Genomic DNA, 14,415 nt, shown 5'->3' on the forward strand with positions numbered 1-14,415 from the left:
GTCGTAGGGATCTACGACGCCGCCCCGCCCGGCCCTGGAGGGACGCCTCAGCCGGAGTGCCTCAGTGGGCGCCGGTCCCGGTCAGCGAGCGGACCTCCAGTTCGGCGTACTTCCCGGCGTCCGGTTCCTCCTTCGACAGCAGCGAGCCCAGCCAGCCGAGCAGGAAGCCCAGCGGGATGGAGATCAGCCCCGGGTTCTCCAGCGGGAAGAAGCCGAAGTCCGCGCCGGGGAACATCGAGGTCTCCTTGCCGGAGACGACCGGGGAGAAGAGCACCAGGAAGACCGAGGAGGCGAGGCCTCCGTAGATGGACCACAGCGCGCCCCGGGTGGTGAAGCGCTTCCAGAAGAGGCTGTAGAGGAGCGTCGGGAGGTTGGCGGAGGCGGCGACCGCGAAGGCGAGCGCCACCAGACCGGCGACGTTCAGTCCGCGGGCGAAGACGCCCAGCACGATCGCGACCGCGCCGATGCCGACGGTCGCCCAGCGGGCCGCGCCGACCTCTTCCTTCTCGGTGGCCTCGCCCTTGCGGAGGACGTTGACGTACAGGTCGTGGGCGAAGGACGAGGACGAGGCGAGGGTGAGGCCGGCGACCACCGCGAGGATGGTGGCGAAGGCGACGGCGGAGATCACGGCGAGCAGGATGGCGCCGCCGGTGGAGCCGGCACCGCCGCCGATCGCCTCGGCGAGGAGGGGTGCCGCGGTGTTGCCCGCCTTGTTGGAGGCGGTGATCGTCTCCGGCTTCAGAAGGGCCGCGGCGCCGAAGCCCAGCGCGATGGTCATCAGGTAGAAGACGCCGATGATGCCGATCGCCCAGTTCACGGACTTCCGGGCGGCCTTGGCGGTGGGGACCGTGTAGAAGCGGATGAGGATGTGCGGCAGGCCCGCGGTGCCCAGGACGAGGGCGAGGCCCAGCGAGATGAAGTCGATCTTCGAGGTGGCGGTGGCGCCGTATTTGAGGCCCGGCTCCAGGAAGGCGGCGCCCTTGCCGCTGTTCTCGGCGGCGGCGCCGAGCAGCGTCGAGAGGTTGAAGTGGAACTTCAGCGCCACCAGGAAGGTGATCAGCAGGGTGCCGGCGATCAGCAGCACCGCCTTGACCATCTGGACCCAGGTGGTGCCCTTCATGCCGCCGATGGTGACGTAGAGGATCATCACGATGCCGACGAGGACGACGACCAGGATCTTGCCCGCCTCGCTGGTGATGCCCAGGAGCAGGGTGACCAGGGCGCCCGCACCGGCCATCTGGGCGAGCAGGTAGAAGATCGAGACGACGATGGTGGAGGTCCCGGCGGCCGTACGGACCGGGCGCTGGCGCATCCGGTAGGCAAGGACGTCGCCCATGGTGAACCGGCCGGAGTTGCGCAGCGGTTCGGCGACCAGCAGCAGCGCGACGAGCCAGGCGACCAGGAAGCCGATGGAGTACAGGAAGCCGTCGTAGCCGAAGAGGGCGATGGCGCCGGCGATGCCCAGGAAGGACGCGGCGGACATGTAGTCGCCGGAGATGGCGAGCCCGTTCTGGAATCCGCTGAATTGCCGGCCGCCGGCGTAGAAGTCCTCCGCGCCCTTGGTCTGCCGGCCGGCCCAGACCGTGAGGCCGAGGGTGACGGCGACGAAGGCGGCGAAGAGGGTGATGATCAGGGTCCGGTGCTCGCCCGCCCCGCCGGCCGCGAGCTGCTGCACGAGCGGCTGCTGAGTGAGGTTCATGCGTCGCCCTCCAGGCGGGACTTGATGGCCTCGGCCTTCGGGTCGAGCCTGGCGGCGGCGTGCCGGGAGTACCACCAGGCGATGAGGAAGGTCGTCGCGAACTGGGCGATGCCGAGCACGAAGGCGACATTGAGGTGGCCGGCGACCTTGATGGCCATGAAGCCGCCGGCGTAGCTCGACAGCAGCACGTAGCCGAGGTACCAGAGGACGAAGGCGACGGTCAGCGGGAAGGCGAACGAGCGGTGTGCGCGGCGGAGTTCATCGAATTCCGGGCTCGACTGCACCTGGCGGTAGTCGGGCGGCTCATGCGTCCCCGGGTCGAGGGTCGGTGCGGCACTCACGGGCTCTCCTGACACGAAGGGGCGGATTACCGGGGACCGGTCGGGGGCCGCGCGGGCGGGCCGGACCGGCCGTAAGGCACAGACGAGTGATCTGGATCACGCATCGTAGAGGTGTGGCTCACGATCCGACAGGGGGGTGTTGGTTGAATCCCAGAAGAAACCGGGGGAATGCCCGCACCGGCCGCCACCGCGCGCGGGGCGCTTCGTTGTGCCCGGTGTGAATCCGCCGCCCCAGCAGGCCCCGCAGCCACCCGGTCCCCGTCGGCGCCCGTACGGCAGCATCCGGCTGCCGGCGCCGCTCGCCGTCCCCCCGTCCGAGCCCCGGCCGGGGACCGCCACGGCCGCCCGCCGCTGGTACGGCCCACGGGTCGCACTGCCCCCGCTGAGCATCACCACCCTCCGGCGTCACGGCTGACGCACTGTCAATTCCGGCCCGCTGACAGGTTTTCGCCCCGCTTTTTTCCACTTTCCATTGCTGTCCGCGAGTGATCGCCGATAACTTCACGTCTCACTGCATCCGCCCGTGCGCAATCCGTGCCCGGGCGGTCTCACGGATGATGTGGAGTCTTATCCATGGCACATCCCCGATCCAGACGCGTGCGGGCGCTGGCCGTACCGCTCGGACTGGCTCTGACGGCGTCGCTCGGATTCCTGCCGAACGCGGCCACCGCCGCGCCCCAGGACTCCGCCCCGGCCGCGGCGGCCTCGGCCGACGGCCCGCTGCTCTCGTACGTCGTGAACACCACGCCCGGCCACGCCACCGTCGGCAAGGTCCAGAAGGCGATAGCCCACGCCGGCGGGAAGGTGGTCACCGCCCATGAGCAGATAGGTGTGATCGTCGTCCACTCTGCCGACCCGCAGTTCGCCGCCACCATGCGGACGGTGCCGGGTGTGCAGTCGGCGGGCGCGACCCGTACCGCGCCGCTCAAGGCGCAGGGCACCACGGACATCGGTAAGCCGCAGAAGGTCGATCTGCCGAAGTCCCAGCTCAAGGCGGCCGGCCGGGCGGCGAAGGCGAACGGCGAGGAGCCGCTGGAGCCGTTGCAGTGGGATCTGCCCGCCATCAAGGCCGACAAGGCCGCGAAGGTGAACCCGGGCAGCAAGAACGTCACCGTCGCCGTCATCGACACCGGCGTGGACGACACCCACCCCGATCTGAAGCCCAACTTCTCCGCGAAGCAGTCCGCCAACTGCGTGGGCGGCGTGCCCGATACGTCCAAGGGCTCCTGGCGCCCCTGGAACCCGGACGAGGACTACCACGGCACGCATGTCGCGGGCACGATCGCCGCGGCCCGCAACGGCGTCGGCGTGGCCGGGATCGCCCCGGGCGTGAAGATCTCCGCTCTCAAGGTCAGCGAGCCGGAGACGAGCCTCTTCTACGCGGAGAGCGTCGTCTGCGCCTTCGTCTTCGCTGCCGACCACGGTGTCGAGGTCACCAACAACAGCTATTACGTCGACCCGTGGATGTTCAACTGCAAGGACGACGCCGACCAGGCCGCGATCATCGACGCGGTCGGCCGGGCGGCGGGCTACGCCCAGCGCAAGGGCGTGATCAATGTCGCGGCGGCGGGCAACTCCAACATGGACCTGGGGGCCGCCAAGCTCACCGACAGCTCCAGCCCGAACGACACCACGCCCGTCGAGCGCACCGTCACCCCGAAGACCTGCTGGGACGTGCCCACGCAGCTCCCGGGCACGGTGACGGTCGCGGCGACCGGCGTGCAGAAGCTCAAGTCGTACTACTCGAACTACGGCCTCAACCAGATCGATGTGGCCGCGCCGGGCGGTGACTCGAAGCAGGTGCCCGAGCTGCCCGCCAAGCACGGCAACATCCTCTCCACCATGCCGGGCGGCGACTGGGCCTACCTGGCCGGCACGTCCATGGCGAGCCCGCATGTCGCGGGTGTCGCGGCGCTGCTCAAGAGCGCCCACCCGAAGGCGAGCCCGCAGGAGCTCCAGTGGCTCCTGAAGGAGCAGGCGGACAACCCCGGCTGCCCCACGGGTGACACCACCTGCACCGGCACCAAGCATGTCAACAGCCACTTCGGCTACGGCATCGTCGATGCGCTGGATGCGGTGAAGAAGTAACTCCCCGCCGGTGACGGCAGGTGGGAGGAGGGCCGGGTGAGCGGCACCCGGCCCTCCTTCGTGTCGTCCGGGGGCGGGCCCCCGGTGGGCCGGTCAGACCAGGCTCGTGGGCCGTCAGGCCGGAGCCGTCGCCCGTCAGGCCGGGTCGCGGCCGAGGAAGGCGGCCAGCCGGTCCGTGGCGCTCGCGCCGGGCGGGGCGGGGCGTTCCGGGGCGAACGAGCTGCCCTCGGTGCGCGGTGCGGCGTCGTAGATCCGGTGCGCCGCGGCCAGGGTCTCCTCGGCGGCCTCCGGGGCCAGCGCGGTGGGGGCACCGGTCGCCCGCGCCAAGTCCCAGCCATGGGCGAGGAGTTCGACCACGACCTGCTGGACGATCATCGCGCCGGGCGCCTCGTACGGCCCGTAGGTGCGATGCAGCATCCCGGTGCCGGTGAAGGCGGCGCGGGCGGCGCGTACCGAGTCCGCGAAGGCGGCGGCGTGGTCGTCGCCGAGGTGGTCGGCGGTGTGGTCGCCGCGCGGTGCGTCCTCGGCGATGGAGGCGGCCATCAGGTTCTCCCACACCATGTGGTCGAGCAGCTCCCGTACGGTCCACCCCGCGCACGGGGTCGGCAGCGCGAGATCCTCGGGCCGTACGGCGGCGACCAGGGCGGCGACGTCCCGGGTCACCGCCTCGTAGGCGCGCAGCACCCGGTCCGGGTCGGTGCCGTCGAACGCGGAGCGGTCCAGCGCGTACGGCCGGGGGTGAGCACGCAGCGCGGCCGTCGTCCAGGTGCCCGCGGTGCCCCAGCGGGGCGGCGCGGGGCGGCCGGTGACCGTGCACAGCAGCTGCCAGTAGCGCTCGACCGCCGGCTCGGCGGCGGCCTCCAGCTGCTCCCGCAGCCGGGCGCGGGCCGCCGGGCCGTCCTCGGCGGGCGGGTCGGCGGTGCCGGTCTGGGTGGGAAGCCAGGCGGCGACCAGTTCGGCGATGACGGGCTCGGCGGCCGGGGAGTCCGGGGCGATCCCGGCCGCGACGGCCGCTTCACCGCGTACCCGCATCAACTCCGCGACCCGCACGGCGTCTTGCTGCTGAGCGGCCGGGCCGGGGGTGCCGGTGGCGGGTGTGCGCTCAGGGGCGGGCGGCCCGCTCGTGGCGTCCGGAGCCCCGTTCGCGGGCGGCCCGCTCGTACCGTCCGCCGCCGCGTTACCGGGCGGCTCCCCGAGGGCGGCCGGCGCCGCCACCCCCGGTGCCGTACGCGCGCTGTACTCGGCCAACCGGCGCAGCGCCGCCCGTGGTTCCGGCTCGCGGACCAGGGCGGCCAGTTCGATCCAGGCGCCGATCTGCTCGGGGGTGGGGTCGTCGGGGAGGTCGGGGGTGGCGGCCAGCAGACCGCTGCGGTAGGCGGGGGCGTCCACCCCGTCGAGGGCGTCCTCGACGAAGTCCGTGATGATCCGGCGGCGCTCCCGGGCCGACAGCCGGGCCAGTGCGGTCATGTGCGGCAGCTCCTCTGCTGCGCTGCCCCGCGCGGCCACCGAACGCAGCACGGCGGACTGCAGCCGCAGGGTGCGGATCTGCGCGTCCAGCGCGTCCGCCCACTGCGCCGCCGTCTCGGCGAGCGATGGGGGTCCCCCCATGCCGTTCGGACCATGGGGGAGCTCGCGGTGCAGCACGGACCGGATGTCCGCCAGGCCGACGCCCAGTTCGCGCAGGCTGCGCACGATCTCCAGGCGGGCCGGGGCGTCCGGGCCGTAGAGCCGGTAGCCCGCGGGGGTGCGGGCGGCGGGCGGCAGCAGGTCCTGGTCCGACCAACTGCGCAGGGTCTTGACCGTGACACCGGTCAGCCGTGCCAGTTCGCCGATGGTGAGCAGGCCTGTGCCGTCCTCGTTCATGCCCTCACTCTCGGGTCTCCCCCGGAGGGAGACTCAAGCCGCGGTCGGTCCGGCGGCCGACGGGCACGCCGTCCGCGGGGCCGGGCCTACGCCCTACGTGCCTTCACGGGGCGCCCGCCGCCCGGAGTTCCCGGTTCCGCGCCGGCGTGGGCCGTGGAGCCGCGGCGGCGGACCGCAGCACCCCGTCGGCCAGCGCCCACTGGGCCGCGACATAGGTGAGCATGATCCAGAACTGCGGGGCCGGGAGCTGCGGCCAGTGCGCGATACCGCTCGCGATCAAGGTGTCGGAGAGCAGGAACAGCAGCCCGCCCGCCGCGGCCCACACGCCCGCCCGGAGCGCGCCGAACGCCATCCCGGTGAGCAGCAGGCTGTAGCCGGCGACCGGAATCCGCAGGTCCGCCGGGAGGTCCGGCCACAGCAGCACCACCGTGCCGGTCAGCAGGACGGCGTACCCGGCACCGGCCACTGCGGTCCGGCCCCGCCGGCCGGCCGCGGGAGCCGCCCCGTGCCGGGCGAACAGCAGCAGATAGCAGACGTGTCCCGCGGCGAACGAGCCCATGCCCACCAGGAAGGCGAGGTCCCCGCCGATCTGGAGGAAGGTGTCGCCGCCACAGCCGAAGAGGAGCGCGCCGGCCAGCAGCGGCGGTCCGCCGCGCGCCAGCACATAGCAGACCAGCACCGGCATCAGCACGGGCTTGGTGACCTGCACGACGGGCAGCACGCCCCCGAGCAGCGCCCCGAGGTGCACGACACCCAGCAGGACGAACGCCCACAGCAGCGGTGGGACGGCCCGCGGCCACCGTGCGGTCACGCGGCCGGCTCCTCGACGGAGGCGCCCGCCCGGTCCCCGGCCGGTTCCGCCTTCCGGGCCTGCGCCGCGGCGATCCGCTCAGCCGGCTGCCAGCCCGGTCCGCGGAAGACCCGCCCGGCGCGCTCGCGCCAGCTGTCCGCGGCCCGTATGTCCCGCGCGATGGCGACGTACTCATGGGTGGCGACCCGTACCGGGTTGAAGGTCTCGATGTTCTTGGTGAGCCCGTAGACCGGCCGCTCGGTCTCCGGGACGAACGAGCCGAACATCCGGTCCCAGATGATCAGGATCCCGCCGAAGTTGCGGTCCAGGTAGCCGCCCTGGGAGGCGTGGTGGACGCGGTGGTGGGACGGGGTGTTGAGCACGAACTCGACGGGCCGGGGCAGCTTGTCGATCCGCTCGGTGTGCACCCAGAACTGGTAGAGGAGGTTGACACCGGAGGTGAAGGCGATCGCGGCCGGGTGGACGCCGAGGGCGACCATCGGGACGTAGAACGGCCAGACGGTCCAGGTCGTCCAGGGCTGCCGGAGCGCGGTGGTGAGGTTGAACTTCTTGCTGGAGTGGTGCACCACGTGGCAGGCCCACAGGATGCGGATGACGTGGTGGCCGCGGTGCGACCAGTAGTAGAAGAAGTCCTGTGCCAGCAGCATCAGGAGCAGCGTCCACCACAGCACGGGCACCCGCAGCGGGGTGAGTTCGTAGACCGCGGCGTAGATCGCCACGATGGGTATCTTCCACAGCGCGTCGAACACGAGGCTGCCCAGCCCCATGCCGACGCTGGTGGCGGCGTCCTTCGCCTCGTAGCCCTCCGCGTCCTCGTCGGGATGCAGGCGGTAGCTCACCATCTCCACGACAGTGAGCAGGACGAAGGCGGGTACGGACCACAACACGACATCGGGCAGGTGCGGCATGTCCCGCACCATAAGGGCGCCGACGGGGGTGCCGCTAGGGGTTGTTACTGAGAAGTATGTAAGACGTGCCGTCAGCGGGGTCGCCGCGTCCGCCGCCGGGTGAGCGTCGGTGCGGACGGCGCGGCGACGGAGACGGCGGAGCGGGCGCGGCTGCTGGGCCAGGTGTGCGGTCCCGGGCGTGCTGTGACGGGACCGCGCACCTGGCGGTGTTGCGGCGGCGGCAAATCCCCGGTCATCGGCCGAGGCCGGTGCGGCCGTCGCCGAGGGGGCCCGCGCCGCGTGGCGCCCGTGCGTCCGGGCCGCCGTTCACCACACCCGCACCGACCCGCCCGGTGCGAACGCCGGGCTGGTGACGTCCGGGGGGATCGTTTCCAGCGGCCGGGCGAGGTCGGTGATCCTCGGGCCGACGCGGGCGGCGACGGGGGCCAGGCGGGCGAGGTCGAAGCCGTAGACGTGCGCGGCGTTGGTGCCGAGCATGGCGGCGGTCTCGGCGGGCGGGACGCCGGCGTAGGCGAGGCGGAGGGCCTCGCGGGAGTGCGGGTGGGTGCCTTCGTCGTGCGGGTAGTCGCTGCCCCACATGATCTTGTCGAGGCCGATCCGGTGGCGGAGCGGGACCTCGTGCGGGCGCATGAAGCTGGCGCCCACGAAGCAGTGGTCGCGCCAGATGCCGGCCGGGGAGTCGCCCATGGACTCGGCCAGGCCGACGCCGAACCTGGCCTCGGCGGTGGCGGTCCGGGACGCGGCCGCTGCCATCCGCCCGTGGTAGTAGTCCAGCATGTCCAGGACGCCGGGAATCCAGCCGGAGCCCTGTTCGGTGAGGACCAGGCGGAGCCCGGGGTGGCGGCGGAAGGCGCCGCCGAAGATCAGGTGCCACAGGGCCCGGTGGGAGAACCAGGTCGTCTCGACCATGAAGACGGCGCGGGCGGCGGGTTCGTCGCCCAGTGGCGGGGAGGCCGATCCGCCGTGGTGGTTGACGGGCACGTCCAGTTCCGCACAGACCGCCCACAGCGGGTCGTACGCCCCGGAGTGCAGCTCGGGGAGGCCGGAGCCGGGCGGGGTGCCGGGGAGCATGATGCCGCCGGTGAGCCCGGCCTCCTTGGTGCGGCGGACCTCCCGTACGGCCGCGTCGACGTCGTTCAGCAGGATCTGGGCGACGCCGGCCCTCCGGCCGGGGGCCTCGGCGCAGAAGTCGGCGAGCCAGCGGTTGTGGGCACGCAGGCCCGCCCAGCGCTGCTCGGACTCCGTACGGCTCGGCGCCGGGGCCATGAGGGCGGCGCTCGGGAAGAACGGCGGGATGGTGTTCGGGAAGACGACCTCGGCGACGATGCCGTCGGCTTCCAGTTCGGCCAGCCGACGGGCGGAGTTCCAGTTGCGGTCGGCGGTGTCGGCGAGCAGGTCCTCGTGCGGGTTCACATAGGACGCCGCCCAGGCGTCGAAGTCCTCGTGGTAGCGGGACTCCAGATACGGCCGGTAGTCGAGGAGGTCGGCGCCGGCGTGGCAGTCGGCGGAGATCACGGTGTAGCGGTCGTCGGTCATCACTGCGCCCCCAGTACCGGGAAGTCGTGGCCGGTCAGCCAGTGGCGGCCCACCTCGCGGGAGCGGGCCCAGGAGGCTTCGACCGCCAACTGGTCGGCGCTCTGGCCGAGTTCGGCCGGGGTGGGGCCGATACGGCGGACCAGCGGGGCCAGCCGCGCGGCGTCGAAGCCGAAGGCCTCCGCGGCGGACAGACCGAGCATCCGGCGGGTCTCGGCGACCGGGATGTCGTGGAAGGTCTTCCGCAGCCAGCCGCGGGTGTCGGGCCAGGTGCCCTCGGGGTGCGGGAAGTCGCTGCCCCAGAGGATGTTGCCGACGCCGATCTCGTAACGCTGGGCGAGTTCCCGGCGTTTGGTGTTGGTGGCGCAGACGAAGACCTGCCGGTCCAGGTACTCGTGCGGTGCACGGGTGAGCGCGGCGAACGGGGAGAGCTTCTTGCCGCCGTGCGCGCCCAGATAGAGGCGGTCCATGAACCACAGGAGATTGGGCAGCCACCAGCAGCCGGACTCGGCGATCCCGAACCGCAGCCCCGGATGGCGTTCGAAGACACCGGACCAGAGCAGGAACCACAGCGGGCGCGCGGGCCACCAGGTCACCTCGGAGACATAGATCCCGAGGTGGTCGCCGTACTCGTGGCGGGGTGCGGCCCCGGAGTGGGTCAGCACCGGCATCGCGCACTCGGCGGCCGCCGCCCACACCGGGTCGTAACGGCGCTCGTGGTACGGCTCCTTGTCGACCCACATGGACGGGATCATCAGGGCGCCGAGCCCGGACTCCTTGGCACGGTGTATCTCGGCCACGACCCGGTCCGTTTCGGCGGTGACCGGTAACAGGGCCACACCACAGTGCCGTTCGGGGTGTGCGGAGACGAAGTCGGCGAGCCAGCGGTTGTGCGCCTGCGCCCCCGCCATGCCGAGGTCGGGGTCCTGGTCGCCGGAGAGGCCCAGGCCGACGCCGAAGGGGGCGGCGGTGCCGCTGTCGACGGCGTCCGCGTCCGGGAAGACGACCTCCGCCGCCACCCCGTCGCCGTCGAGTTCCTTCAGGCGCTGCGCCGGGTCCCAGCCGCCGCGCAGCCCCTCCTCGTGGTCGCGGAACCACTGGGCGGCGAAGGCCTCGTTGCGGATGCCGAGGCGGGTGGCCGCCGCCCGGCGGGCGTCCCGCTCGCCGAGGAACGCGTCGAAGGCGCGGTGGAAGCGGGACTCCAGGTAGGGGCGGTACTCCTCGGTGGGGAGCCCGGCGTGGCAGTCGGAGGAGATGATCAGGTACGGGTCGTGCGGGCCGGGGCGGGTGTCCGGCCGGTCCGTGGGGAGCTGTGGGTCCGTCATGGCGACCTCCCTCAGTCGTCCGGGTCGAGGATGAAGTGCTCCAGGTAGGCGGGGGCGGAGCGGTCGAGCATCGAGGCCGAGCGCGCCCGGATCTGCGCGTCGGTGTGCGCACTGGGCGGCAGCAGCCAGAAGCGGCCGGCCCGGACGCCGTCGACGACCTGCGCCGCGACCTCCTCGACGGGGGTGAAGGCGACCTCCTTCCCGGCCTCCTTCATCGCCGCCTCCCACTGCGCCAGGCTGCGGTACGGCGTCCGGCGCGGCCGGGCCTTGGCGTAACGCGCGGGCCGGTTGCGGTGCGACTCCCACAGGCCGGTACGGAGCATGTGCGGGCCGGGGAAGAGCACCGAGGCACCGATGGGGGCGCCTTCGGCCGTGAGGTGGGCGTGCAGCGACTCGGTCATGGTCACCACGGCCGCCTTGGTGACGGCGTAGACGGACGCGGTGGGCAGCGGCGCGACGCCGCCGTCCGTCGAGGAGGTGTTGACGACGTGGCCGGGTTCGCCGGCCGCCAGCATCCGGGGCAGAAAGCACTGGATGCCGTGGAAGACGCCCCAGACGTTCACCGCGAACGCCCAGGCCCAGTCGTTGGGCTCGTGCTCCCACATCCGCCCCTCGGCGCCGGAGCCCACCCCCGCGTTGTTGCACAGCAGATGGACCGCGCCGAAGGACTCGTACGCGGCGTCGGCGAGGGCGGCGACCTCCGCGCGCACCCCGACATCAACGGTGCGCGCCACCACCTGGGCGCCCTCCGCGGTCAGCTCGCCGGCGGCGGCCCGCAGCGGCTCCTCCTCCACGTCCGCGAGGACCACCCGCAGCCCCTCCGCGGCGAAGCGGCGCGCCATGGCCAGGCCGATTCCGCTCGCGGCGCCGGTGACGACCGCGACCTGTCCCGCTGTCAGCTCCATGCCCGCTCACCCCTCCGTGCCGCTCGGTCCGGCCGTTTCTCCGGCCGGTGTTCCCGGAGTTGCCCTACGGGGGGACACGGCATCAGGCGCTCCCCTCGGGCGGCCCGTCCAGGAGCTGCTGCGGATCGTCGTAGCGCTGGTGGATGTACGGCAGCAGGGACTCCGCACCGACCCGCTCGACGACCTGGCCCTGCTGGTCGCTGGTCTTCTCGCCGAGGGTCAGGTCGACGAGGGCGCGCACGGGGAGGTCGGCGACCGGGTCGTACATCGACTCGCGGAGGACGACATCGCCGGTGATCCGCTCCAGCGCGCGGACCTTCTCGTGGCGCAGGCAGTGCACCAGCACCGGGTCGAGGTCGAACCCCGAACCGTCCACCGCGGGCAGGAACTTGAAGTAGAAGTCGGTCTTCCGGGCCGGCTCGGGGAGCGGCAGCGGTCCGCTCACCGCGCCGCGTACCTCGACGAAGGCGATGCCGTGCCGGGCGAGCGCGGCGCGTACGACCGGACCGTCGCGCTCGACGGTGACCTCGCCGAGCTTCTTGGGTTCGCCGAAGACCTCCCGGCCGCCGGTCAGGGCCCGCTCATGGGTCATCGGCATGACGAGCGGATACCAGCCCTCGACGCCGCGGTGTGCGGCCGCGACGGCCACCGAACCGGCGCCCAGGGGGTAGCCGGGCAGCTTGACCGTGCTGATGCTCACCCGGACCAGCGGGCGGCCGGTGGGTTCGAGGGGCGGCGGCAGCACGGCCGCGACCGCGTCCGGGTCGGTCTCCCACACGGCGGTCACACCGGTGGACCAGATCTCGGGGAGCCGGGAACTCGCGGTGCGGGCCGCGGTGATCTCCGCCGCGGTGCGCGCTCCGTAGCGTATGCGGGCCATGGCGTACCACCCTTTGTCGTCGGTGACTTGCGGGGGTCGTGCGAGGCGTCTGTAACACTGTTACACCGAGCGGGATGAAGGGTAAAGAGCCGTGTGAGCACGGGAGTTGAGGGATGGTGGGGGAAGATGACACGTACCGCGCTGACCGGCGAGGACATCCTGACGGCCGCCGCCAGGCTGGTCCGGGCGGACGGTCCCGGCGCACTGACCATGCGCCGTCTCGCCACGGAACTGGGCACCGCCGTCACGTCCATCTACTGGCACGTCGGCAACCGCGAATCGCTGCTGGACGCCCTCGTCGAGCGCACCGTCCGCGAGATGGGCGAGATCCGCCCCACCGGGGACACCCCGCACGCCCGCATCGTGTCGGTCGCCCGCGCGCTGCACGCGGCGCTGCGCGAGCGCCCGCAGCTGATCGCGATGGTGCACGAACGCGGCCTGACGGAGCGGATGTTCCTGCCGGCGCAGCAGGCGCTGGTCCATGAGATGCACGCCGCCGGGCTGCGCGGCGAGACGGCCGCCGAGGCGGTGCGCGCGGTCCAGTTCCAGGTCGTCGGCTTCGTCCTGGTCGAGCGCAACCGCGAGCGGTCCCCCGCACAGCATCCGAGCGAGGGCGAGCTGTGGGACTCCCCCACCGCCGGGCACGATCCGGCACTGGCCCGCGCGCTGGCCGGCCCGGTCGACACCGGGCGGCTGTTCAGCGTTTCGCTGGAGGCGCTGGTGGGGTCGCTGATGTCTTGGGGGGTCGGCGGGGCGGGAGGGTCGGGGGTGGGGCCCGCATAGTTTTTTCCCCGCCGCCCACCCCCCTTCGGGGGGTGGGCGGGTACGGGAGCGCACCCCAGCACCCCAGCACCCCCACCGCCCCACCGCCCCACCGCCCCACCGCCACCCTCGACCCGAGCTGCGGCACCCACACCCCGTCAACTCCCCCGCCCGCCCGCAAACTGCGGGGTTGCCAGGTATGTGAAGCTCCGGCGCGTCCGAGGCGGTTCGGTGGCTGTCAGTGGTGGCCCGTATCCTCAGGGACCATGCTCGAAGACCGCATGGCAGCAGCCGCCGACCCGATCGCGCCGAAGATCGGGCAGCAGCCGGGCCCGCAGACGCCGCCGTCTCCCTGGCCGCCCGCGTATCCCCAGGGGTACGCGGTGGTCGACGTGGAGACCACGGGCCTGGCCCGCGACGACCGGATCATCTCGGCAGCCGTGTACCAACTCGACGCGCAGGGCGAGGTCCAGGACCAGTGGTACACCCTCGTCAACCCGGAGCGGGACCCGGGACCGGTCTGGATCCACGGGCTCACGAGCGCCGTGCTCGCCGACGCCCCGCTCTTCCCGGAGATCGTCCCGGAGCTGTCCCGGCGCCTTGAGGACCGGGTACTGGTCGCGCACAACGCCATGTTCGACTGGTCGATGATCGCCCGCGAGTACGCCCGCGCCGCCGCGACCGCGCCGGTGCAGCAGCGGCTGTGCACCATCGCACTGTCCAAGGAGCTGCGGCTCCCGCTGCCCAACCACAAGCTGGAGTCCCTCGCCGCCCATTACGGCGTGGTGCAGGAGCGCGCCCACCACGCGCTGGACGACGCCCGGGTGCTGGCCGAGGCGTTCCGCCCCAGCCTGCGGCGGGCCGCGCGGGAGAATCTGCGGCTGCCGCTGCTGAGCTGCCAGCCGCTGACGGAGTGGTCCGACACCCCCGCGCCCCGGCAGCACGCCTCCGCCGCGTCCTACCGCCCCACGTCCTGGCGCCCGTCCCGTAAGCGCCCGGCCTGCCCGTACCCCAACCCGGGGCGTTACGAGTCCGGCGGCCGGCTCGTCCAGGGCATGCGGGTCGCCTTCTCGGGTGACACCTCCGTGGACCGCGAGCTGCTGGAGGACCGGGCGATCGAGGCCGGGCTGCACGTCGCCACGAGCGTGTCCCGGCTGACCAGCCTGCTGGTGACCAACGACCCCGACTCCCGGACCTCGAAGACCGCCAAGGCCGCCTCGTTCGGCACGGTCGTGATCGACGAGGCGGCCTTCATGCAACTGCTGCAGGACGTGGCGCCGGCGCCTGCGTCCGGGTGAAG

At 72.6% G+C, this 14,415-nt stretch carries 12 protein-coding genes; 3 read left to right on the top strand and 9 right to left on the bottom strand.

What is annotated here, in order from left to right:
* Nucleotides 1–61: 61 nt before the first annotated feature.
* Nucleotides 62–1,699, bottom strand: coding sequence for a cation acetate symporter (locus ACFW5B_RS29270; protein WP_386445956.1), 1,638 nt, complete (start codon nt 1,697–1,699; stop codon nt 62–64).
* Nucleotides 1,696–2,040 (bottom strand): DUF485 domain-containing protein, encoded by a 345-nt coding sequence (locus ACFW5B_RS29275; protein ID WP_386445959.1) that lies wholly within the window; start codon nt 2,038–2,040, stop codon nt 1,696–1,698. Before ACFW5B_RS29275 ends, ACFW5B_RS29270 begins: the two co-directional genes overlap by 4 nt.
* 573 nt (nt 2,041–2,613) lie before the next feature.
* Between ACFW5B_RS29275 and ACFW5B_RS29280 the strand changes: the two genes are divergently transcribed.
* A complete protein-coding gene (locus ACFW5B_RS29280; protein WP_386445962.1) occupies nt 2,614–4,128 on the top strand; it encodes a S8 family serine peptidase in 1,515 nt (504 codons plus the stop codon).
* Between the two features lie 135 nt (nt 4,129–4,263).
* On the opposite strand, the gene ACFW5B_RS29285 is transcribed toward ACFW5B_RS29280, so the two are convergent.
* The 7 genes from ACFW5B_RS29285 to ACFW5B_RS29315 all read right to left on the bottom strand — a co-directional run bounded on the left by ACFW5B_RS29285 (nt 4,264) and on the right by ACFW5B_RS29315 (nt 12,353).
* Nucleotides 4,264–5,991: a TIGR03086 family metal-binding protein gene (locus ACFW5B_RS29285; RefSeq protein ID WP_386445965.1), complete on the bottom strand. Its 1,728-nt coding sequence runs from the start codon at nt 5,989–5,991 to the stop codon at nt 4,264–4,266.
* 103 nt (nt 5,992–6,094) lie between these two features.
* Nucleotides 6,095–6,802, bottom strand: a complete 708-nt coding sequence (locus ACFW5B_RS29290) for a lysoplasmalogenase (RefSeq protein ID WP_386445967.1) — start codon at nt 6,800–6,802, stop codon at nt 6,095–6,097.
* Nucleotides 6,799–7,710, bottom strand: a complete 912-nt coding sequence (locus ACFW5B_RS29295) for a sterol desaturase family protein (protein ID WP_386445969.1) — start codon at nt 7,708–7,710, stop codon at nt 6,799–6,801. Before ACFW5B_RS29295 ends, ACFW5B_RS29290 begins: the two co-directional genes overlap by 4 nt.
* 306 nt (nt 7,711–8,016) lie before the next feature.
* Nucleotides 8,017–9,246: an amidohydrolase family protein gene (locus ACFW5B_RS29300; protein WP_386445971.1), complete on the bottom strand. Its 1,230-nt coding sequence runs from the start codon at nt 9,244–9,246 to the stop codon at nt 8,017–8,019.
* Complete coding sequence (locus ACFW5B_RS29305; RefSeq protein WP_386445973.1) at nt 9,246–10,568, bottom strand: amidohydrolase family protein; 1,323 nt, start codon at nt 10,566–10,568, stop codon at nt 9,246–9,248. Before ACFW5B_RS29305 ends, ACFW5B_RS29300 begins: the two co-directional genes overlap by 1 nt.
* Nucleotides 10,569–10,579: 11 nt before the next feature.
* Nucleotides 10,580–11,473 (bottom strand): SDR family NAD(P)-dependent oxidoreductase, encoded by an 894-nt coding sequence (locus ACFW5B_RS29310; RefSeq protein WP_386445976.1) that lies wholly within the window; start codon nt 11,471–11,473, stop codon nt 10,580–10,582.
* Between the two features lie 82 nt (nt 11,474–11,555).
* Entirely contained in the window at nt 11,556–12,353 is a 798-nt protein-coding gene (locus ACFW5B_RS29315) for an acetoacetate decarboxylase family protein (RefSeq protein WP_386445979.1), read from the bottom strand.
* 126 nt (nt 12,354–12,479) lie between these two features.
* On the opposite strand from ACFW5B_RS29315, the gene ACFW5B_RS29320 reads away from it, so the two are divergent.
* Both ACFW5B_RS29320 and ACFW5B_RS29325 read left to right on the top strand, forming a co-directional pair.
* Nucleotides 12,480–13,136, top strand: coding sequence for a TetR/AcrR family transcriptional regulator (locus tag ACFW5B_RS29320; protein ID WP_386445981.1), 657 nt, complete (start codon nt 12,480–12,482; stop codon nt 13,134–13,136).
* A 245-nt stretch (nt 13,137–13,381) separates the two neighbouring features.
* The gene (locus tag ACFW5B_RS29325) at nt 13,382–14,413 is read left to right on the top strand and encodes a DEDDh family exonuclease (RefSeq protein WP_386445984.1); all 1,032 of its coding nucleotides are present in this window, start codon (nt 13,382–13,384) and stop codon (nt 14,411–14,413) included.
* Nucleotides 14,414–14,415: the final 2 nt, after the last annotated feature.

This window comes from Streptomyces sp. NPDC058773, from assembly GCF_042746015.1.
Taxonomy (GTDB): domain Bacteria; phylum Actinomycetota; class Actinomycetes; order Streptomycetales; family Streptomycetaceae; genus Streptomyces.

Bases quoted from the DNA above. Each gene is read 5' to 3' on its own strand.
- ACFW5B_RS29310 (WP_386445976.1), bottom strand. From the start codon at position 11,473: ATGGAGCTGACAGCGGGACAGGTCGCGGTCGTCACCGGCGCCGCGAGC.
- ACFW5B_RS29315 (WP_386445979.1), bottom strand. From the start codon at position 12,353: ATGGCCCGCATACGCTACGGAGCGCGCACCGCGGCGGAGATCACCGCG.
- ACFW5B_RS29280 (WP_386445962.1), top strand. From the start codon at position 2,614: ATGGCACATCCCCGATCCAGACGCGTGCGGGCGCTGGCCGTACCGCTC.
- ACFW5B_RS29320 (WP_386445981.1), top strand. From the start codon at position 12,480: ATGACACGTACCGCGCTGACCGGCGAGGACATCCTGACGGCCGCCGCC.
- ACFW5B_RS29325 (WP_386445984.1), top strand. From the start codon at position 13,382: ATGCTCGAAGACCGCATGGCAGCAGCCGCCGACCCGATCGCGCCGAAG.
- ACFW5B_RS29270 (WP_386445956.1), bottom strand. From the start codon at position 1,699: ATGAACCTCACTCAGCAGCCGCTCGTGCAGCAGCTCGCGGCCGGCGGG.
- ACFW5B_RS29305 (WP_386445973.1), bottom strand. From the start codon at position 10,568: ATGACGGACCCACAGCTCCCCACGGACCGGCCGGACACCCGCCCCGGC.
- ACFW5B_RS29300 (WP_386445971.1), bottom strand. From the start codon at position 9,246: ATGACCGACGACCGCTACACCGTGATCTCCGCCGACTGCCACGCCGGC.
- ACFW5B_RS29295 (WP_386445969.1), bottom strand. From the start codon at position 7,710: ATGCCGCACCTGCCCGATGTCGTGTTGTGGTCCGTACCCGCCTTCGTC.
- ACFW5B_RS29285 (WP_386445965.1), bottom strand. From the start codon at position 5,991: ATGAACGAGGACGGCACAGGCCTGCTCACCATCGGCGAACTGGCACGG.